This is a genomic window from Pseudomonas kulmbachensis, assembly GCF_963681935.1.
Lineage (GTDB): Bacteria > Pseudomonadota > Gammaproteobacteria > Pseudomonadales > Pseudomonadaceae > Aquipseudomonas > Aquipseudomonas kulmbachensis.
In genome coordinates this window covers 264,809-284,975 of sequence record NZ_OY817088.1, presented here as the reverse complement: position 1 = coordinate 284,975, position 20,167 = coordinate 264,809, and the positions used below count along the sequence as shown (strand labels likewise).

Below are 20,167 nucleotides of genomic sequence, written 5' to 3'. Positions count from 1 at the left end.
TGAATGCCGCCGACTGAGCCTGCGATGACCCTTGACCCAAAGACCCTCGAACAGATTGCTGCCACCACCCTTGGCCACTATCAACAGAGCGCTGAAGGCTTCCGTGAAGGCACCCGCGACCACGACGTGAGCCAGAATATCGACGCCCTGCTGCGCCATATCCAGGGTACAGCGCCGTTTTCAATTCTGGATTTTGGCTGCGGGCCGGGGCGCGACTTGCAGACCTTTACCCGTCTGGGGCATGTCGCAGTCGGGCTGGATGGCACTGAGCGCTTCACCCAAATGGCCCGCGAAGACAGCGGCTGCGAAGTGTGGCACCAGGACTTTCTCAAGCTCGACTTGCCTGCCGAACGCTTCGACGGCATTTTCGCCAACGCCTCGTTGTTCCACGTCCCAACCCAGGAGTTGGGGCAAGTCCTGGGCACGCTGCACGCCAGCCTGAAACCCGGCGGCGTACTGCTCAGTTCCAACCCTCGAGGCGACAACCGCGAAGGCTGGAACGGTGAACGCTATGGGGCATATCACGATCTTGAAAACTGGCGAGCAATGCTGACGGCTGCCGGTTTTGCTGAACTGGAGCACTACTATCGCCCGGCGGGCCTGCCCCGCGACCAGCAGCCCTGGCTGGTGAGTGTGTGGCGTAAACCCCCCTCAACTCAACAACCGTAGCAGCTGCCGAAGGAACGAGGCTGCGTCCGGCGGCGAAGCCGTCGTAAACCCTGAGAACTGGATTCAACTGGCACACCGCAGTGTCTGATTTTGCGACGGCTTCGCCGCCGAACGTAGCCTCGCTCCGCTCGTCAACTGCTACGGATCAGCCAAAGAACCAGTAGCACACCAAAATCGCAGCCACCACACCCGCAAACTCGGCCAGCAAGGCGCAGCCCACCGCATGCCGCGCGCGCTGGATGCCTACGGCGCCAAAGTACACCGCCAGGACATAGAACGTGGTTTCAGTGCTGCCCTGCACCGTGGCCGCCACCAACGCCGGGAAGCTGTCCACACCCTGGGTTTGCATGGTTTCGATCAGCAGCGCCCGCGCAGCACTGCCCGAGAACGGCTTGACCATCGCCGTAGGCAATGCGTCGACAAAACGGGTGTCCCAGCCCAGCCACTCGACCACATGGCGAATACCGTCGAGGCCAAAGTCCAGTGCCCCGGAAGCGCGCAATACGCCCACCGCACAAAGCATCGCAACCAGATACGGCAGCAGGTTCTTGGCCACGTCGAAGCCTTCTTTGGCACCTTCGACAAACGCTTCGTAAACCTTGACCTTGCGCAACGCACCAATCACCAGAAACAGCATGATCAGCCCGAACAGGGTCAAGTTGCCAAGGATCGAGGACAAACTGGCCAACGCCGTGGCCGACAGGGTCGCCAGCAACGCCATGAAGCCACCCAGGATCAACGCGCCCGGCACCAGATACGCCAGCACCACCGGGTCCCACAACCGCAAGCGCTGCACGACAGCGACCGAAAGCAGCCCGACCAGGGTCGAGGCGCTGGTCGCCAGCAGAATCGGCAGGAACACCAGCGTCGGGTCCGGAGCCCCTTGCTGGGCGCGGTACATAAAGATAGTGACCGGCAATAGAGTCAGGGACGACGCGTTGAGCACCAGAAACAGGATTTGCGCATTGCTCGCGCTGGTCGGGCTTGGATTGAGCTCTTGCAGCGCCCGCATGGCCTTCAGACCAATGGGCGTAGCCGCATTGTCCAAACCCAGGCCATTGGCAGCAAAGTTAAGCGTGATAAACCCCAGCGCCGGGTGACCGGCCGGAACTTCCGGCATCAGGCGCTTGAACAGCGGCCCCAGCGCCCTGCCCAGCCAATCGACGATGCCGGCTTTTTCAGCAATACGCAGAAAACCCAGCCACAAGGTCAGGGTGCCGAACAACAGAACCATCACTTCGACCGACAACTTGGCCATGGCGAAGATGCTTTCCACGATCGCGGAGAAGATCCCGGCATTGCCCCCCACCAGCCATTGGGCGAGCGCCGACACCATCGCGACGACGAAAAAGCTGAGCCATAGGCCGTTGAGCATCGAGAAAACTCCTGGAAGATGGGCGAATGATAGCGGCCAAGCCCCAGAAACAACAAACCCCGGACAAGTCCGGGGTTTGTGGGAGTGCAGCTACCGCGTGGCGATTACTCGCCTTTTGGCAGTGCCTCTTTGCTGCGCCAGTGCGGCAGCGAGTTCCAGTAGCGCTCGCCCTTGGCGTCGTCGTACATGCCTTCCCAACGCGAGATCACAAGTACCGCCAAGGCGTTACCAATCACGTTCAGGGCAGTACGAGCCATGTCCATCACGCGGTCAACACCGGCGATAAAGGCCAGGCCTTCCAGCGGGATACCCACGCTGCCCAGGGTGGCCAGCAGCACCACGAAAGACACGCCCGGTACACCGGCGATGCCTTTGGAGGTGACCATCAGGGTCAGTACCAGCAGCAATTGCTGGCTGATCGACAGGTCGATGCCGTACAGCTGAGCGATAAAGATCGCCGCGATACTTTGGTACAGCGTCGAACCGTCAAGGTTGAACGAGTAGCCGGTCGGAACCACAAAGCTGCAAATCGCCTTGGGTGCGCCGTAGGCTTCCATCTTCTCGATCACACGCGGCAGCACGGTTTCGGAGCTGGCAGTGGAGTAAGCCAGAACCAGCTCATCCTTGAAGATGCGCATCAGCTTGATCACGGAGAAACCGAACAGCTTGGCGATCAGGCCCAGTACTGCGAAGGCGAAGAACAGGATGGCGGCGTAAACCAGTACCACCAGCTTGGCCAATGGCACCAGGGAGGCGAAACCGAAGTTGGCAACCGTCACAGCGATCAGCGCGAACACACCGATTGGCGCGTAGTTCATGATCATGTGCGTGACTTTGAACATCGACTCGGACACGCCCTGGAAGGTTTTCACCAGAGGGTCGCGCAGTTCGGCGTTCAGGCTCGACAAGCCGAGACCGAAAAGCACCGAGAAGAAGATGATCGGCAGCATCTCACCGCGAGCCATGGCCGCGAAGATGTTCGAGGGGATCAGGTTGAGGATGGTCTCGATAAACGCATGTTCATGCGTTACTTCAGCAGCAGTGGCTGCATATTTGGAGATATCGACCGTGCCCAGGGTGCTCATGTCGATCCCGGCACCGGGTTGGAACACGTTGGCCAGCACCAGGCCGACCAAAATCGCGATGGTGGTAACCACCTCGAAGTAAAGAATGGTTTTAAGACCGATGCGACCGAGTTTCTTCGCATCTCCCACGCCTGCAATCCCGACAACCAGTGAAGAAATCACGATTGGGATTACGATCATCTTGATCAGACGGATAAAGATATCGCCGGCAGGTTGCAGAACGTTACTGATCCACCAGGCCTTTTCAGCACTGAAATGGTTAAGCAGCGCGCCGATTGCAATCCCGAGGACCAGACCAATCAGGATCTGCCAGGCGAGGCTAAGTTTTGCCTTCTTCATGTCATTACCCTTACTTCAAGTGGACTCGGGCAGAGGCTCAGACTAGAGCGCCGCAAAGCGCAAAAATCTGAAACCTCCACCCCCGTAGAAGGTCGCCCAAACCGAGCCAGAAAGGCTCTTTGGCAGGCGAAAAAAGGCGCAACTATTCCCATGCATGAGGTGGCCGTCTAATGCCGTAAACGCCTACCCTATGCCGAATCGGCATGGGTTTTGTCCGACAAGACCTCAAATCGCCTCTTTTGCGATTCCACAGAATAGACGACATAAGCGCCGTAGACCGGCTGTTTCAAGGTCTTTTTGACGAAGGCGGGGGTGGCATAAAGCCGCATATATCCAAGAAATATCCGACAACACAATTCAGATATAAGGACGGGCTATTTTTCTCTTTGTCGATATACGGTCGACGTTTCGAAGGACGGTTCAGGCCACATTTATTTTTTAAAAAATGAACCCTGATAAGACATTACGTATGACAGAAGAGTTTCTACAGGCACAAAAAACCAAGGTAAACCCTTGGTAAAGTCAAAGCATGTAACCGGTTTCATGATCCGCTGCCGCCGCCCTTTAACAGGGCAGCGACCATTGCTTTAAATGAAGGGGCGAACATCTCTAGCCTCGACCGCGACGACCAAAGATAAAGGACACCACAAACATCACCAGGAACACCACAAACAGGATCTTGGCGATACCGGTAGCGGTACCCGCAATACCACCGAAGCCCAGAACAGCAGCGATGATGGCGATAATCAGGAAGGTAACTGCCCAACTCAACATGGTGATTCTCCTTATTACTGTGCAAAACAGAATGATGCCAAAGGTGTGTCTCAACGCCCCAACCAGGGCCTCAAGGTTGTGAACGCTTAAAACACCCAACGTTCCGGTGCAGGTTGCGAATGGGCTGTTTGTGTTTCATCAGAGGCCGCCAGTTCATAGTGGCCAATGGATTGAGCCGCAGGACCCAATGCCTTGAAATGCTGCTGGATTGGGACCGAGTGCTGAACTATCGCAACAGGTTGCGGCTCTGACTGCCAACGGCCCCATTGCTGACCACCAATTAATGTCACCGACAACGCGAGGCTGGCGAACAGGCCTTGTTGCAGATGCAATGACGAAATGCGCATGCTGGCGAAATCTTGATGATTCATGCTCCAACTCCTGCCACCCCGTGGTCTTTGTAGTGACGTCGCCAGCTTTGGCGACTTTTATACACAGGAGATTGCAGGTCGCATGCCAGCTCTTAAACTAATATAAAATGCTTATAAATCAGCTACTTACTATCATTTCAAAAAGCACTCTGCGCGCATCTTGCACGATATACGCGACTCAGGTCGTGCGTTTTGCACGACCTGGCAGGCACGAAGGCCTATAGATACTCTGCTCAAGGTCAAGCCACCTGTAGGAGCGAGCCTGCGGCTCCAAAGGGGAATTTTTTCTTCCTGGAGTTCAACCTAAATAGCTTTGAAATCAGCCAGTTGCTCCATGCAGCACCCAGCCTTCAGTGCTAGCCTCTGCATCAATCCTGAAAAATCATGCAACTTGCCCGATTATTCCGACACTAACCAAGATCACTCATAGAGGAACGTAGGAAATGGAATCAGCCAACGAGCAACAGGGCCGCATTCTGCTGGTCGACGACGAGTCCGCCATCCTGCGTACATTCCGTTATTGCCTCGAAGATGAGGGTTACACCGTGGCCACCGCCAACAGCGCGGCGCAGGCCGAGTCGCTGCTGCAACGCCAGGTGTTCGACCTGTGTTTTCTGGATCTGCGCTTGGGCGAGGACAACGGCCTGGATGTGCTGGCCCAGATGCGCATTCAAGCACCGTGGATGCGTGTGGTGATTGTCACCGCCCACTCGGCCGTCGATACCGCCGTTGATGCGATTCAGGCCGGTGCTGCAGACTATCTGGTCAAACCGTGCAGCCCAGACCAATTACGCCTGGCGACAGCCAAGCAATTGGAAATGCGCCAGTTGTCTGCCCGCCTTGAAGCCCTGGAAGGCGAGGTGCGCAAACCCAAGGACGGTCTGGATTCCCACAGCCCGGCCATGATGGCGGTGCTGGAAACCGCCCGCCAGGTTGCCGGGACCGATGCCAATATTCTGATCCTCGGGGAATCCGGCACCGGTAAAGGCGAGCTGGCCCGGGCGATTCATGGCTGGAGTAAGCGGGCCAAGAAGTCCTGCGTCACTATTAACTGTCCGTCATTGACGGCAGAGCTTATGGAAAGCGAACTGTTCGGCCACACCCGCGGAGCATTTACCGGGGCCAGCGAAAGCACGCTAGGCCGGGTCAGTCAGGCTGATGGCGGGACATTGTTCCTGGATGAAATCGGCGACTTCCCACTGGCACTTCAGCCAAAACTGCTGCGTTTTATTCAGGACAAGGAATACGAGCGTGTCGGCGACCCCGTGACTCGCCGTGCCGATGTGCGGATTCTGGCCGCCACCAACCTCAACCTTGAAGACATGGTGCGCGATGGCCGTTTTCGTGAGGACTTGCTCTACCGCCTGAACGTAATCACCCTGCACCTGCCACCGCTGCGCGAACGCAGTGAAGACATCCTGACCCTGGCGGATCGTTTTCTCGCCCGCTTCGTCAAGGAATACGCACGCCCTGCCCGAGGCTTTAGCGAAGAAGCCCGGCTGGCGCTGGCCAATTACCGTTGGCCAGGCAATATTCGCGAGCTGCGCAACGTGGTCGAGCGTGCGAGTATTATTTGCCCTCAGGAAGTGGTCGAAGTCAGCCACTTGGGCATGGCTGAGCAAACCACGCCCAATGCCCCGCGTATTGGAGCGGCACTGAGCCTGGATCAGTTGGAAAAAGCCCATATCGGCGCCGTTCTGGCCACCAGCGAAACCCTGGATCAGGCGGCAAAGACCCTGGGCATTGACGCCTCGACGCTGTACCGCAAACGTAAACAGTACAACCTGTGAGCATCCAATGAGACTTGCGATCAAGCTGCGTACACGTCTGTTCCTGAGCATTTCGGCGCTGATTACAGTGGCGCTGCTAGGACTGCTGCTCGGTGTCGTCAGCGTGATGCAAATGGCCAAAAGCCAGGAAGCATTGATCCGCAATAACTTCATCACCCTGGATCTGGGCCTCAAGCTGCGTCAGTCCCTGGGTGACCAACTGGTCCTGATGTTGCACAACCAGCCAGACCAGAAAGCGTTGCAGGCATCGACCCAGGAGTATCTGAAACTGCTCGATGAAGGCATTGAGCACGAGCGCAAAAACCATTTGCAAAGCGGTTTTGCCAAGGCCCGAGTGGACTACGAAAGCTTTTTGCTGGCGCTCAACCAGGCTGACGACGCCCAGCTCAATCTGAGCAGTGACCAGGAACTTTCGAGCCGATTCAATCAATTGCGCAACGGCCTGATTGCCGAGCATCGCCGTGCACTCGACGATATCTACGCGGCACAGGCTTCGGCCCGTGATCGAGCCGTGATCATTGCCTCTTTGCTGGGCATGGTCGGCATTGCCGTGTTGATCATCGGCTTTATTACCGCCCACGGTATTGCCAGGCGTTTTGGTGCACCTATCGAGGCGCTGGCCAAAGCCGCCGATAACATTGGCAAAGGCAACTTCGAGGTGGTGCTGCCGCTCTCTTCCGCCACTGAAATGAACCTGCTGACACGGCGCTTTGGCATCATGGCCGAGGCTTTGCGCCAGCATCAGGCAACCAATGTCGACGAACTGCTGGCGGGTCAGCAACGCCTTCAGGCGGTGCTCGACAGCATTGATGACGGGTTGTTGATGATCGATCAGCAGGGTCGGCTTGAGCATTTGAACCCGGTGGCACAACGACAACTGGGCTGGGATGAAAGCCGTCTTGGCCAGCCACTGGGCGAAGCGCTGAAACGCCAGGAGCTCGACCAGCAACTGCAGACCGTGCTGCGCGGTGGCAGCCTCGAGCGGTTGCCGGAAGACTTGAGTGTCGACATCGAGGGCGAAAATCGCCTGCTGACCTACAGCCTGACCCCGGTCAGCCAGCCTAAAGGACCGATTCTCGGTGCTGTAATGGTGCTGCATGACGTGACCGAGCAACGCGCCTTTGAGCGCGTGCGCAGCGAGTTCGTACTGCGCGCCTCCCACGAGTTGCGTACCCCAGTGACCGGCATGCATATGGCGTTCGGCCTGTTTTTGGAGCGCGCGCGGTTCGATCCACAGTCCCGTGAAACCGACTTGCTCAATACCGTCAACGAAGAAATGCAGCGCCTGATGCAGTTGATCAACGACCTGCTGAACTTCTCCCGTTATCAAAACGGCATGCAAAAACTCAAACTCGCTCCCTGTAATATTCAGGACATGCTCGAACACGCCCGCGCCCGATTGGCAGCGCCTGCAGCCGCCAGAAATATCGAGTTGATCATCGACCTGCAACAGCCTCTGCCTGCCCTCAATGCCGATGAGGCCCAACTGGAACGAGTGCTGGACAACCTGCTGGATAACGCCTTGCGCCATACCGCCAACGGCGGCCAAATCCGGCTGCAGGCCCGCCGTCATGGCGAGCGGGTAATCATGAGCGTCGAAGACAATGGCGAAGGCATCGCCTATAGCCAGCAAGGACGTATTTTCGAGCCCTTTGTGCAAGTGGGGCGCAAAAAGGGCGGTGCTGGCCTTGGGCTGGCGTTGTGCAAAGAGATCGTGCAACTGCACGGTGGACGCATCGGGGTGTACTCGCGCCCCGGCCAGGGAACGCAGTTTTACATGGCGCTCCCGCTGCTATAACAGGAGCGTTATTGTTTTTGCGTGTTCAGGACTTTCAAGATAGCCGCACTTTCAGCATCGGGCGTGCCATCGAAGCGTGAGGGCCTGAAGTGCATCTGGAATGCCGCCAGCACGTGGCGCGTTGCAACATCCAGCTCCCCGGTTTGCGGGGTCTCATAGCCCAACTGCGCCAGTTGCTGCTGGAACCAGGTAATGCTCGGCAACGCGTAGGCAAACAACGCCTGCTCCTGAGCGACTGCCTGAGCGTTAGGCCACATGCCAAAGCCTGCATCGGCCAGACGCTTCCAGGGAAACAGCGGGCCCGGATCGAGCTTGCGCAGTGGCGCTATATCGCTGTGGCCAACGATGTTGTGCGGGGCGATCTTGTAGCGGGTGGTGATGTCTTTAAGTAACGCGATGACAGACTGGATCTGACCTTCGGTGTAGGGATACCAGACGCGTCCTTGTGGCGTATCGCGAAAGCCCTTGTTGACGATTTCAATACCGATGGAGGTGGAGTTGAGCCATGTGCGACCTTTCCACTGGCTTTCGCCCGCGTGCCAGGCGCGCTGGTTTTCATCGACCAGCCGGTAAATCGTCGGTGGTGTATCGCCCACCAGGTAGTGACTGCTGACAGGCCCACTGGTTAGCAACTCCAGCGAGCGTTCCAGGGAGGTTGAGGTGTAATGAAGCACCACGAACTGCACGCGGCTGTCGTGATTGACCGAAGGATGACTGGTATCCATGCGCAAGCCGGTGCTGCAACCAGCCAGCAGGGCAAGGGACAAGAGCAGAGCTGAAAATTTCATGGGCGATGACAACACAACTAAACAATTAATCGACAAGCATACCTCACCGGCCTTGTCCCGCAGCTGTATGGGGCTAAAGGAGAGGTTCCTCACCTCTTTAATGTAGCCGCTGTCGAGCTCCGCGAGGCTGCGATTACCTGGCTATTGATCGCAGCCTCGCGGAGCTCGACAGCGGCTACAGAAATTCGGAATTTCGATGGCTCGGGATTTACAGGAACTCGGTGGCTACGCAATTGCGGCCACGATTCTTGGCTCGATATAACGCTTCATCTGCCCGTTTGAGCACATGATCGCTGCGATCACCCACCCTGAACGCCGATACACCGATAGAGGTGGTAACGGTCACGGGCTCGCCCTTGAAGTGGAACGGACACGCCTCGATCGCCGCGCGCAGTTTTTCAAGCTGCTGCAAGCCCGCCTCAGGCGTTGTACCAGGGATCAACAAGACAAATTCCTCGCCACCAAAACGCGCAACAAAATCAGCTGGACGCAGGTGCTTGCGCAACTGGGCGGCAATGATCTTGAGTACCTTGTCGCCTGCCAGATGACCGTAGCCATCATTGATGCGCTTGAAGTGATCGAGGTCGAGCATGGCAATCAGCAGGGGGTTGCCGTGGGTTTGCCACTGTTCGACTTCATATTGCAGACGTTCCCCCCAGGCCGCCCGGTTAGGTAAGCCGGTGAGGGGGTCGATCAATGCTTTCTGGCGCTGCTCTTCAAGGTGTTCACGATAGCCTTGGGCCTGCTGCTCCATATGCGCGATACGCTCGGCCAACCCTTGCAGATGTGCTGAAACTTCCTGTTCGCGAATAGTGCGCTGCTGCTGGTGATGGTCCATCGTGCCCAGCAACCCTTCGAGGCGGTTTTCTAGGAGGTGCTTGAGACTGTTGAGGTCCACGGCGTCCTGCACACTGTTTTGCAAACCATCGACGTGTTCGCGCAGTTGGGTATGCAAGTCGTCTGCGGCAGAGCGTCCTTCGGCATGCCCCTCACTGGCGGCCTGAAGGTTGTTCTGAAACGACTCAAGACGCCCGTTGAGCTGTTTGAGATACGTCTCGAACTCATGTTGACCACTATCAGTAATCGCCAGCATCAAGACCGCAAGATCGTCGAGGATCGGCAGTAATTCGTACCAGTTAAGCCCTTTTTCAAGACGCTTACGCATCGCCTCGGCTTGGGGGCGGTGGTGCTCGGGCAGCGACAGGCCGCTCAACAGTCCGAGTAATGTCGATTCAATATGCAGCGCGACGCTGCTGTAGGAGGGTTCCGGGCTTTCAGGCAGTGCATGGACGGCATCGACCTCAACCGACTCAGCCTGCGGGCTGTCAGCCGCTTCATCCGGTGGCTGCTCGACCAGCGCCACTAATGATTCAAGCGCGCCGCTGGATGCCTGTTCATCCGGCACCTCAGGAACCAGCTCTTCTGGCTCGTGAAGTACTGAAGCCTGATCCTCGCTTGCAGCCGTTGGCGTCAACAGCGGTTCAGGCTGCGCAATGGGCGCTGCCAGCGGTTTGACGGCAACCGGCGTGGCAGGAGCTTTCGCCGCATGGGGCTCGGCAACCGACACCGTAATTGGCTCGCTCGCCGCCTTATCGGCTTCTTGCGCCCCGAACAGGCGCTGCAGCAAGCCCGGCTTGGGTGCTTCTGCGCCATTGAGCTGCGGCGCCAGTGCCTGCCCCTGCAAACGGCTGAGTTCGTCCAGTAGCAGTGGTAGCTCACGGGCGTGGGTTACCCGGTGATCGAGCTGTTTGGCAAAGGCCTTGAGCGGCTTGCTGACTTCGCGAGGCAGCGCTAACGCTTGCAGTTGCGTCACCAGGGTATTGAGCGCAACGCTGACCTGCTCAACCCGGGTTTCGCGCCGCTGCTCGGAGTCGAGCACGGCTTTTTCAAGGCGTGGCAGCAAAGCGGCCAAGGCAGCGTCCATTTCATTGGTGCGCACCGCTTCACGCATTTCTTTCATGCACTGGTCGACGGTGCGATCGGTGCCTTCAGCCGCCAAGGTGCTGCGCACCAAACCACGGCGCAGCAAGTCGAGACGAGCATTCCAGCGCCGCTCCAGCTTGTCTTGCTGCTCGACGCTTTTCAGGTATTTCTCTTTCCAGCGCGAAGCCTCATCACTCATGCCCGGGGCTCACTGTCAGTCGGGCGCAACGCGAGCTGTGAATCGACCCCGACAGAGCCAGGCAAACGGATATCAACCGCCACGGGCAGATGGTCCGAGATAGGTTGATTCAGCACTTGCACACGCTCAAGGGTCAGGCTGGGACTGAGCAAAATATGATCAAGACAACGTTGCGGACGCCAACTGGGGAAGGTGGCCTCCATTTGCGGCGCCAGCAACCCGAGGTCGCGCAAAGGTGAGGTTTGCAACAGGTCGTTGGCATGGGTGTTCATATCGCCCATCAGCACCTGATGCTGATAGCCACCAATCAGCTCGCGAATATAAGCCAGCTGTCGGGTACGGGTTTTGGTTCCGAGCGCCAGATGCATTATCACGACCACCAGCGCATCAGGGCCATCACCAAAACGCACCAGAATCGCGCCACGACCCGCAGGGCCGGGCAAGGGGTGATCTTCAATCATGGTTGGACGCAGTCGGCTCAGCAGGCCATTGCTGTGCTGGGCCAGACGACCGAGGTTGCGATTGAGCTGTTGATACCAGTAGGGGAATTCGCCCTGTTGGGCCAGGTACTTGACCTGATTGATGTAGCCGGAGCGGTGGCTGCCACCGTCGGCCTCTTGCAGGGCAACCAGATCGAAGTCGCCCAACAAGTCGCCAATGCGCTCCAGATTCCCGGCCCGCCCTTTGTGTGGCAGTACATGCTGCCAACTGCGGGTCAGGTAATGTCGGTAGCCTTGAGTACTGTTACCGACCTGGATATTGAAACTGAGCAGTCGCAAACGCCGATCATCCGGCATCCCGCAGGCTGCCAGATGATCCTCGTTGACCTGCGGCTCATGCAGACCAACGATTCGTTCGCCTTTCCAGCGGCGCATAGGAGAGGGCGCCGCTTAGTTTTTAGCGTTCGCAGCACGCTCTTTGGCGATCAACTGATCGGCAACATTCAATGCGCCTTCAGGACCACCGGCAGTGCCCAGGTCGAAGCGGTACTTACCATTGACCACCATGGTCGGTACGCCGGAGATCTGATAGGCCTGAGCCTTCTTCTTGGCGTCTTCAACCTTGCCTTTGACGGCGAACGAGTTGTAGGTGCTCAGGAATTTGTCTTTATCGACGCCAACGCCGGCCAGGAACTCACCCATTTCTTCTGGGGTAGCCAGTTTCTTGCCGTCATGAATGGCCTGGAACACAGCTTTGTGGACCTTGTTTTCAACGCCCATGGCTTCAAGGGTGATGAACAGCTGGCCGTGAACATTCCAGATCCCGCCAAACATGGCAGGGATACGCACGAAATTCACATCTGCCGGGAGTTTTTCAGCCCAAGGGTTGATGGTTGGTTCGAATGCAAAGCAATGCGGGCAGCCATACCAGAACAGTTCGACAACTTCGATCTTGCCAGGCACGGCAACCGGGACGGCGCTGCTCAGCTCTACATATTGTTTACCCGCTTCAAGCGGTTCGGCAGCTTGAGCGGTCATGCCAAACAGGCTGGCACTGACGAGAGCGGCGCTGAGAATCAGATTACGCATGCTTTACTCCTGGGCAGATAAGGTCGCATCAACGTGACCTGTATTCAGACAGGTCCGCTATGGCTTGAGTTCGATAGTGTAACGGTAGATGCCATGAAAAAGGGCAGCCGAAGCTGCCCTTTGAGGTTCCCATTCAAGGATTAAACGATCGTTAACGTGGCCAGACGTATCAACACCTGGCCCCGCGACCGTTACAGCCTTAGTGCAGACCTTGAATGTAGCTGGCCAGCGCCTTGATGTCCTTGTTGCTCATCTTGGCAGCGATGCCGCGCATGATCATCGAATCACCATCGTTGGTGCGATCGCCTTCGCGGAAATCAGTCAGCTGCTTCTCGATATAGCTTGCATGCTGACCGCCCAAATGCGGGAAGCCGGCTGCTGCGTTGCCTTGACCGTCCGGCGAGTGGCAACCGGTGCAGGCTGGCATGCCTTTCTCAAGGTTACCGCCACGGAACAAGGCTTCACCCTGGGCAACCAGTGCCGGGTCAGCTGCGCCAACCGAGTTTTTTTGGCTTGAGTAGTAAGCAGCGATGTCGGCAAGGTCCTGATCGTTCAGGTTCGCCAGCAGGCCGGTCATTTCCAGCACCTGGCGCTTGCCGTCCTTGATTTCATGCAACTGCTTGAGCAGGTAGCGATCACCCTGCCCGGCAAGTTTTGGAAAGTTTGGGGCCATGCTATTGCCGTCTGGACCGTGACAAGCGCCACATACAGCGGTTTTTGCCTGACCTGCAGCAGCATCGCCTACAAGAGCGGTGCCTGCAGCCTGGGCAATACCGGTGACGCCCAAGGTCAACAGCAGACTCACTAGTAATTTGTTCATCAGCTAATCCAACTACGGCTAAGGGTTAAAGAGTTATGGGCCGGGCTTACTCGTTCATCCACTGTAGGACGGATCGGTAATTCTCGACACTGCAGTCCATGCACAAACCACGCGGCGGCATCGCCTTGAAACCCTGGGTCACGTGTTGCACCAGCGCTTCCATACCGTGCTCAAACCTTGGCCTTAAGCTGACCAGCATGGCAAACAATACAAACGCGGTTGTACACGGCTTCCGGATCCTGTGTAGCCTGAATGCTGTAACGTGGCATCAAGACACCGGCACTAGCAGCCATTTCGTCATAAAACGACCTTTTCAGGGTTGGGAGCCTGCTGCGTTCTAATGCGCAACCTAGGTTTTTCGCTCCCGTGTTCTTCATCCTACGCTGGGACAAAGCGCACACAAAATCTGCGGCATTATATACTGGCGTCACTGAAACGGAAACGACACGCTCGCCGCGTCCATTCCTGACGCCGCTCACATCGGAAATCCCATGCAACTCAAGAACCCCATTCTCGGTCTGTGCCAACAGGCTACCTTCATGCTCAGCGCTGCCAAAGTCGATCAATGCCCCGACGACGAAGGCTACGAAGTCGCGTTTGCCGGGCGCTCCAACGCCGGCAAGTCCAGTGCACTCAACACTTTGACCCACGCCAGCCTGGCGCGTACGTCGAAAACGCCTGGGCGTACGCAACTGCTGAACTTCTTCCAGCTGGACGAAGAACGTCGCCTGGTCGACCTGCCGGGTTACGGCTACGCCAAGGTGCCAATCCCGCTGAAGCTGCACTGGCAGCGTCACCTGGAAGCCTATTTCGGCAGCCGTGAAAGCCTGCGAGGCGTGATTTTGATGATGGATATCCGTCATCCAATGACCGATTTCGACCTGTTGATGCTCGACTGGACCGTGTCGAGCGGCATGCCGATGCACATTTTGCTGACCAAAGCAGACAAACTGACGTACGGCGCTGCAAAAAATACGCTGCTCAAAATCCAGTCGGACATTCGCAAGCAATGGGGTGATGCCGTCACCATCCAATTGTTCTCCACCCCTAAGCGCATGGGCCTGGAAGAAGCGTACACCGTGCTGGCACGCTGGATGGAGCTGCCGAACAAAGGCGAAGAACTGGTTGAGGCCGGCGAGTAAGAAATCGCAGGCAAAAAAAACCCCGGACTTCGCATGGGGGAAGGAAGTTCGGGGTTCAAGTACTGGACCGCTAGGGCGGGGTCCAGATATCTGCCAACACTTAACACAACATTAGGAGCATTGAAGGGCTTCAGCAGCCATTCAATAAATCTGATGGTGATTGGCAGATTTAGTTCCGAAGGCTTAAAAACTCTTTGAATTAAGCCCTCAAATCTTATGTGGGAGCGGGCTTGCTCGCGATGCAAGCGCCGCGGTGTATCTGATAAACCGCGGCGATACCATCGCGAGCAAGCCCGCGCCCACAGAAAGAAACTGCGTGCAGCCCCTTTAGTGCGCCTCATCCCAGTTGTTGCCCACACCCACTTCGACCACCAGCGGCACATCGAGCTTGGCTGCATCACTCATGTGTACACGTACTTCATCGCGCACCTGATCCACCAGGTCTTCGCGTACTTCGAGCACCAATTCATCGTGTACCTGCAGGATGACGCGGGCATCCAGGCCAGACGCACTCAGCCAGTTATCCACAGCCACCATGGCTTTCTTGATGATATCGGCCGCAGTGCCCTGCATCGGGGCGTTGATTGCCGTGCGCTCGGCACCTTTGCGCAGTGCCGGGTTTTTCGCGTTGATTTCCGGCAGGTACAGGCGTCGACCGAAAATGGTCTCGACATAGCCTTGCTCGGCGGCCTGGGTGCGAGTCCGCTCCATGTAGTCCAGCACCCCCGGGTAGCGCGCAAAATAGCGGTCGATATAGGCCTGAGACTGTTTGCGGTCGACACCGATCTGCTTGGCCAGGCCAAAGGCACTCATGCCGTAGATCAGACCGAAGTTGATCGCCTTGGCGCTGCGACGCTGGTCGGTGGTCACATCAGCCAACTCAACCCCGAATACCTCGGCGGCCGTGGCGCTGTGCACGTCCAGATTGTTGCGGAAGGCGTGCAGCAGGCCTTCGTCCTTGGCCAGGTGCGCCATGATCCGCAATTCGATTTGCGAGTAGTCCGCCGCCAGCAGTTTGTAGCCTTTAGGGGCTACAAACGCCTGACGAATCCGCCGACCTTCTGCGGTACGAATCGGAATGTTCTGCAGGTTTGGATCACTGGAGGACAAACGACCGGTGGCCGTGACCGCCTGGTGGTAGGACGTATGAATTCGCCCCGTACGCGGATTGATTTGCTCAGGTAGGCGATCGGTGTAAGTGCTTTTCAGCTTGCTCATCGAGCGGTACTGCATCAGTACCTTGGGCAGCGGAAAGTCCTGCTCAGCCAGTTCGGCCAACACCGCTTCGGCGGTCGAAGGCTGGCCTTTGGCAGTTTTGCTGATAATCGGCAGACCGAGTTTTTCATACAGAATCACACCCAATTGCTTAGGCGAACTCAGATTGAATTCCTCACCCGCGATAGCGAAAGCCTCACGCTCAAGCGCAACCAGCTTGTCACCCAGCTCAACGCTCTGAATGCCCAGCAGATTGGCATCCACCAGTGCACCCTGACGCTCAATACGCGCCAGTACCGGCACCAGCGGCATTTCAATATCAGTCAACACGGTGTTCAGGCTTGGAATTGCAGCCAGCTTTTCGTGCAGTACATGGTGCAAACGCAGGGTCACGTCGGCGTCTTCAGCTGCGTACGGCCCGGCCTGTTCCAGCGAAATCTGGTCAAAGGTCAGTTGCTTGGCGCCTTTGCCTGCGATGTCCTGGAAGCTGGTGGTGGTGTGCCCCAGGTACTTGAGGGCCAGGCTGTCCATGTCGTGACGGCTGCCCGTGGAGTCGAGTACATAGGACTCAAGCATGGTGTCAAAGGCAACGCCCTGCACCATGATCCCGCACGCCTGATCGCCACCGATGGCGCAGTTGGCCAGAATATTCATGTCGTACTTGGCGTGTTGTCCGACCTTGGCTTTACTCGGGTCTTCCAGCAACGGCTTGAGAGCACGCAAAACAGTGTCGCGATCCAGCTGCTCGGGCACGCCCATATAGGAGTGGGTCAACGGAATGTAGGCCGCTTCGCCGGGTTTGACCGCGAACGACAGCCCCACCAGCTGCGCCTTCTGCGCATCAAGGCCAGTGGTTTCGGTATCAAAGGCAATCAACTTGGCGTCGTTGAGCTTTTTCAGCCACACATCGAAACGAACCTGATCAAGGATGGTTTCGTACTGCTGTTGCGCTTCGGCCGGGGCTTCAGGCGCTTCATGAACAATAACCTGGCCGGCACGCTTGGCCTCGCGCTCAACCTCGGCAATCCAGCTTTTGAATTCCAGTTCGGTGTATAGCTCAATCAGTTTTTCGCAGTCGGGGGCCTTGAGATGCAAGTCTTCCAGGCCGACGTCCAGCGGCACATCGATCTTGATCGTGGCCAACTGGTACGACAAAAATGCCATTTCCCGGTGCTCTTCAAGCTTGGCGGGCAGATTTTTCGCGCCACGGATGGGCAGGGTCGGCACGATATCGAGTTTTTCGTACAGGTCGACCAGCCCCCCGCCTACGCCTACCAGCAAACCAGAAGCGGTTTTTGGACCAATACCCGGCACCCCAGGAATGTTGTCGGACGAATCGCCCATCAGCGCGAGATAGTCGATGATCTGCTCGGGCGAGACGCCAAACTTCTCTTTAACGCCCTCAATGTCCATCACGCTGCCGGTCATGGTGTTGACCAGGGTGATGTGCCCATCGACCAGTTGCGCCATGTCCTTGTCGCCGGTCGAGATGACCACCGGTCGGTCTGCCGCGGCGCTGCTGCGGGCCAGAGTACCGATTACATCGTCCGCCTCAACGCCTTCAACGCACAGTAAAGGGAAACCCAGCGCGATCACGCTGGCGTGCAATGGCTCGATTTGCACCCGCATGTCATCGGGCATGCTCGGGCGATTGGCCTTGTATTCGGCGTACATGTCATCGCGAAATGTCCCGCCCTTGGCATCAAAAACCACCGCAAACGGACTGTCCGGATACTGCTTGCGCAGGCTTTTGAGCATGTTCAACACGCCCTTTACGGCGCCGGTGGGCAGGCCCTTGGACGTAGTCAGCGGCGGCAGCGCGTGAAAAGCGCGGTACAGATATGAAGAACCGTCCACCAGGACGAGGGGAGCTTGGCTCATGAGCAGGATCAACCTTTTCGGCGAGTCCGGCGCTAGAATGTCCGGACCAATGACGACAAAGGGACAAGGTTATCATGCGCACACTCAATCGCCTGTTGCTGACCGGTTTGTTTGCATTCACTCCGCTGGTAACCTTCGCAGCAGATGAAGCAGTCACCGCCGATCCAGATGTAACCATTCGCACGGAAGGCGATAAAACCATTCAGGAATACCGTCAAAACGGTTTTCTGTACGCCATCAAGGTCACCCCAAAAGGGGGCAAACCGTACTTTTTGGTACGCGCTGATGGTACTGATGCCAATTACATCCGTTCCGACCAGCCGGATATGCTGATTCCTTCGTGGAAAATCTTCGAATGGAAGTAGCGTCTTAACTTTAATTGGCGCCGCCTCGCACGGCGCCCGTACTGGCAATTTAAATCATGTCTGTATTCACCCCACTGACTCGCAGCGAGTTGGAAACCTTCCTTGCGCCTTACGAACTCGGCCGCCTGCTCGATTTCCAGGGGATTGCCGCGGGTAGCGAAAATACCAACTACTTCATCAGCCTGGAGCAGGGTGAGTTTGTCCTGACCCTGGTTGAGCGCGGTCCGGTCAAAGAGATGCCGTTCTTTATCGAGTTGCTGGATGTGCTGCATGAGGCCGATTTGCCGGTGCCTTTCGCCCTGCGCACCGTTGACGGGCAAGCCCTGCGTGAACTCAAGGGCAAGCCGGCGCTGCTGCAGCCGCGCCTCGCGGGCAAGCACATTCGTGAAGCCAACGCCCAGCACTGCGCTCAAGTCGGGGAGTTGCTCGGCCACTTGCATACCGCCACCCGCAACAATGTGCTGGAGCGCAAGACTGACCGCGGTCTGGACTGGATGCTGGCTGAAGGGCCAGCGTTGATGGCCGACCTGACGCCTGACTCGGCTGAACTGCTGCAAAAGGCGCTCCAGGAAATCACTGAGCACAAGGCACAGATTCTGGCGCTTCCCCGGGCCAATCTGCACGGCGATTTGTTTCGCGATAACGCGATGTTCGAAGGCACGCATCTGACGGGGCTGATCGACTTTTACAACGCCTGCTCTGGGCCGATGCTGTACGACGTGGCGATTGCCCTGAATGACTGGTGCGCTGACGAAGAAGGTCAAATTGATGGCCCGCGCGCGCGCGCACTGCTTGGCGCCTATGCTGCTCTGCGCCCGTTCACTGCCAGTGAGGCCGAGCTGTGGCCAACCATGCTGCGTATTGCCTGCGTGCGGTTCTGGTTGTCACGCCTGATCGCCGCCCAGACTTTTGCCGGTCAGGACGTGCTGATTCACGATCCGGGCGAATTTGAAACGCGCCTGGCATTGCGTCAGAAAGTTACCCTCCATCTGCCATTCGCGTTGTAAGTATTTTCGTAGCAGCTGCCGAAGGAACGAGGCTGCGTCCGGCGGCGTAGCCGTCGTAAAATCAGCACAAGCGATCATTCAGTTGAAACGCGCATCCTGATTTTACGATTGCTTCGCAATCGAACGCAGCCTCGTTCCTACGGCAGCTGCTACGTGCTTAGCGTCAACTCAGCCTTACAAACTCTCCAGGCACCCCGCCAGGTCATTGCCCAGCTTTTCCAGCAACTGCTCATAACCCTGCGCTGTCGCCGGGGTGTAGCCACCCAACGCATCCAGTTCCGCCAACTTGACCGGCAAGCCCGCAGTCAGAGTATCCGCCAGGCGCGGACGCAGCGGCGGGTCACTGAACACACAGGTCTTGCCCACTTCCTGCAAGCGCTTGCGCATGGCCGCTACGTGCTGAGCACCCGGCTGCACTTCCGAAGCCACACTGAACGTACCCGCGTGTTTAAGGCCGTAGGCGCTTTCAAAGTAGTCGTAGCCTTCATGGAAGACGAAGAACGGTTTGTCGGCAATGCCCGCCAAGCGCGCTTTAAGGCGCGCATTCAATGCATCCAGACGCTCATTGAAAGCCTTGAGGTTGCTCTGATATTTCGCCGCATTGGCCGGATCTTTTTCGCTCAGGTCCGCCGCCATTTTGGCAGCGATCACCCGCGCGTTGTCCGGGGCCAGCCACAGGTGAGCATCCAGCGTACCGGGACGATGATCGTGATCGTGTTCAGCCGCATCTTCTTCGTGCGAGTGGCTATCTTCGGTGAAATGACGCAACTTCAATCCCGGCAGGGCTTGTACCGTTACCGATGGCAGGGTGCGGGTCTTGATCACCCGGGGCAAAAAGCCTTCCATGTCCGGGCCGATCCAGTACAAAAGATCAGCCGACTGCACACGCCGTACGTCGGATGGGCGCAACGCATAGTTATGCGGCGAGGCGTTAGGCGGCAAAAGCACCTCCGGGTGCCCGACGCCGTCCTGTACGGCAGCAGCAATCAGCTGTAGCGGTTTGATGCTGGTCAGCACATTGACCTCAGCCTGAGCCGGGTTAATCACAAGCAAACTGGCACTTAGAGCAAGAAATAAGGAAAAAAGACGGGGCACGA

Annotated in this window: 17 protein-coding genes and 1 pseudogene; 6 read left to right on the top strand and 12 right to left on the bottom strand. The window is 57.4% G+C overall.

Annotated features, from left to right (window positions below):
* Positions 1 to 24: 24 nt before the first annotated feature.
* Positions 25 to 669, top strand: a complete 645-nt coding sequence (locus U5A05_RS01440; protein WP_321835348.1) for a methyltransferase domain-containing protein — start codon at positions 25 to 27, stop codon at positions 667 to 669.
* Positions 670 to 814: 145 nt separating this feature from the next.
* On the opposite strand, the gene U5A05_RS01435 is transcribed toward U5A05_RS01440, so the two are convergent.
* The 4 genes from U5A05_RS01435 to U5A05_RS01420 form a co-directional block, all read right to left on the bottom strand.
* The gene (locus tag U5A05_RS01435) at positions 815 to 2,044 is read right to left on the bottom strand and encodes a nucleoside recognition domain-containing protein (protein WP_261740512.1); all 1,230 of its coding nucleotides are present in this window, start codon (positions 2,042 to 2,044) and stop codon (positions 815 to 817) included.
* A gap of 104 nt (positions 2,045 to 2,148) precedes the next feature.
* Entirely contained in the window at positions 2,149 to 3,468 is a 1,320-nt protein-coding gene (gltP, locus tag U5A05_RS01430) for a glutamate/aspartate:proton symporter GltP (protein ID WP_321835345.1), read from the bottom strand.
* Between the two features lie 609 nt (positions 3,469 to 4,077).
* Positions 4,078 to 4,242, bottom strand: a complete 165-nt coding sequence (locus tag U5A05_RS01425; protein ID WP_261740511.1) for a DUF1328 domain-containing protein — start codon at positions 4,240 to 4,242, stop codon at positions 4,078 to 4,080.
* An 86-nt stretch (positions 4,243 to 4,328) separates the two neighbouring features.
* The gene (locus U5A05_RS01420) at positions 4,329 to 4,613 is read right to left on the bottom strand and encodes a hypothetical protein (RefSeq protein WP_261740510.1); all 285 of its coding nucleotides are present in this window, start codon (positions 4,611 to 4,613) and stop codon (positions 4,329 to 4,331) included.
* A gap of 443 nt (positions 4,614 to 5,056) precedes the next feature.
* On the opposite strand from U5A05_RS01420, the gene algB reads away from it, so the two are divergent.
* Both algB and U5A05_RS01410 read left to right on the top strand, forming a co-directional pair.
* Positions 5,057 to 6,403 carry a sigma-54-dependent response regulator transcription factor AlgB gene (algB, locus tag U5A05_RS01415; RefSeq protein WP_321835342.1) on the top strand — a complete coding sequence of 449 codons (1,347 nt, stop codon included), beginning with the start codon at positions 5,057 to 5,059 and terminating at the stop codon, positions 6,401 to 6,403.
* 7 nt (positions 6,404 to 6,410) lie between these two features.
* Entirely contained in the window at positions 6,411 to 8,201 is a 1,791-nt protein-coding gene (locus U5A05_RS01410; RefSeq protein WP_321835339.1) for an ATP-binding protein, read from the top strand.
* Between the two features lie 8 nt (positions 8,202 to 8,209).
* On the opposite strand, the gene U5A05_RS01405 is transcribed toward U5A05_RS01410, so the two are convergent.
* The 6 genes and pseudogenes from U5A05_RS01405 to U5A05_RS01380 form a co-directional block, all read right to left on the bottom strand.
* Positions 8,210 to 8,989: an N-acetylmuramoyl-L-alanine amidase gene (locus tag U5A05_RS01405; RefSeq protein WP_321835337.1), complete on the bottom strand. Its 780-nt coding sequence runs from the start codon at positions 8,987 to 8,989 to the stop codon at positions 8,210 to 8,212.
* A 208-nt stretch (positions 8,990 to 9,197) separates the two neighbouring features.
* A complete protein-coding gene (locus tag U5A05_RS01400) occupies positions 9,198 to 11,111 on the bottom strand; it encodes a diguanylate cyclase (protein WP_321835335.1) in 1,914 nt (637 codons plus the stop codon).
* Positions 11,108 to 11,986, bottom strand: a complete 879-nt coding sequence (locus U5A05_RS01395; RefSeq protein WP_321835333.1) for an endonuclease/exonuclease/phosphatase family protein — start codon at positions 11,984 to 11,986, stop codon at positions 11,108 to 11,110. Before U5A05_RS01395 ends, U5A05_RS01400 begins: the two co-directional genes overlap by 4 nt.
* A 15-nt stretch (positions 11,987 to 12,001) precedes the next feature.
* The gene (locus U5A05_RS01390) at positions 12,002 to 12,640 is read right to left on the bottom strand and encodes a thiol:disulfide interchange protein DsbA/DsbL (RefSeq protein ID WP_261740504.1); all 639 of its coding nucleotides are present in this window, start codon (positions 12,638 to 12,640) and stop codon (positions 12,002 to 12,004) included.
* A 199-nt stretch (positions 12,641 to 12,839) separates the two neighbouring features.
* A complete protein-coding gene (locus U5A05_RS01385) occupies positions 12,840 to 13,460 on the bottom strand; it encodes a c-type cytochrome (RefSeq protein WP_261740503.1) in 621 nt (206 codons plus the stop codon).
* 46 nt (positions 13,461 to 13,506) lie between these two features.
* Positions 13,507 to 13,761 (bottom strand): annotated as a pseudogene (locus tag U5A05_RS01380) (c-type cytochrome).
* A gap of 190 nt (positions 13,762 to 13,951) precedes the next feature.
* Here U5A05_RS01380 and yihA point away from each other — a divergent pair.
* Positions 13,952 to 14,602, top strand: coding sequence for a ribosome biogenesis GTP-binding protein YihA/YsxC (yihA, locus tag U5A05_RS01375; protein WP_261740502.1), 651 nt, complete (start codon positions 13,952 to 13,954; stop codon positions 14,600 to 14,602).
* Between the two features lie 327 nt (positions 14,603 to 14,929).
* Here yihA and polA read toward each other — a convergent pair whose 3' ends face one another.
* Positions 14,930 to 17,698 (bottom strand): DNA polymerase I, encoded by a 2,769-nt coding sequence (gene polA, locus U5A05_RS01370; protein ID WP_321835329.1) that lies wholly within the window; start codon positions 17,696 to 17,698, stop codon positions 14,930 to 14,932.
* A gap of 74 nt (positions 17,699 to 17,772) precedes the next feature.
* Here polA and U5A05_RS01365 point away from each other — a divergent pair, with 74 nt between their 5' ends.
* Complete coding sequence (locus U5A05_RS01365) at positions 17,773 to 18,063, top strand: DUF2782 domain-containing protein (protein WP_019828138.1); 291 nt, start codon at positions 17,773 to 17,775, stop codon at positions 18,061 to 18,063.
* Positions 18,064 to 18,119: 56 nt separating this feature from the next.
* Complete coding sequence (locus U5A05_RS01360) at positions 18,120 to 19,070, top strand: homoserine kinase (protein ID WP_261740500.1); 951 nt, start codon at positions 18,120 to 18,122, stop codon at positions 19,068 to 19,070.
* 174 nt (positions 19,071 to 19,244) lie between these two features.
* On the opposite strand, the gene znuA is transcribed toward U5A05_RS01360, so the two are convergent.
* Complete coding sequence (gene znuA / locus U5A05_RS01355) at positions 19,245 to 20,165, bottom strand: zinc ABC transporter substrate-binding protein ZnuA (protein ID WP_321835325.1); 921 nt, start codon at positions 20,163 to 20,165, stop codon at positions 19,245 to 19,247.
* Positions 20,166 to 20,167: the final 2 nt, after the last annotated feature.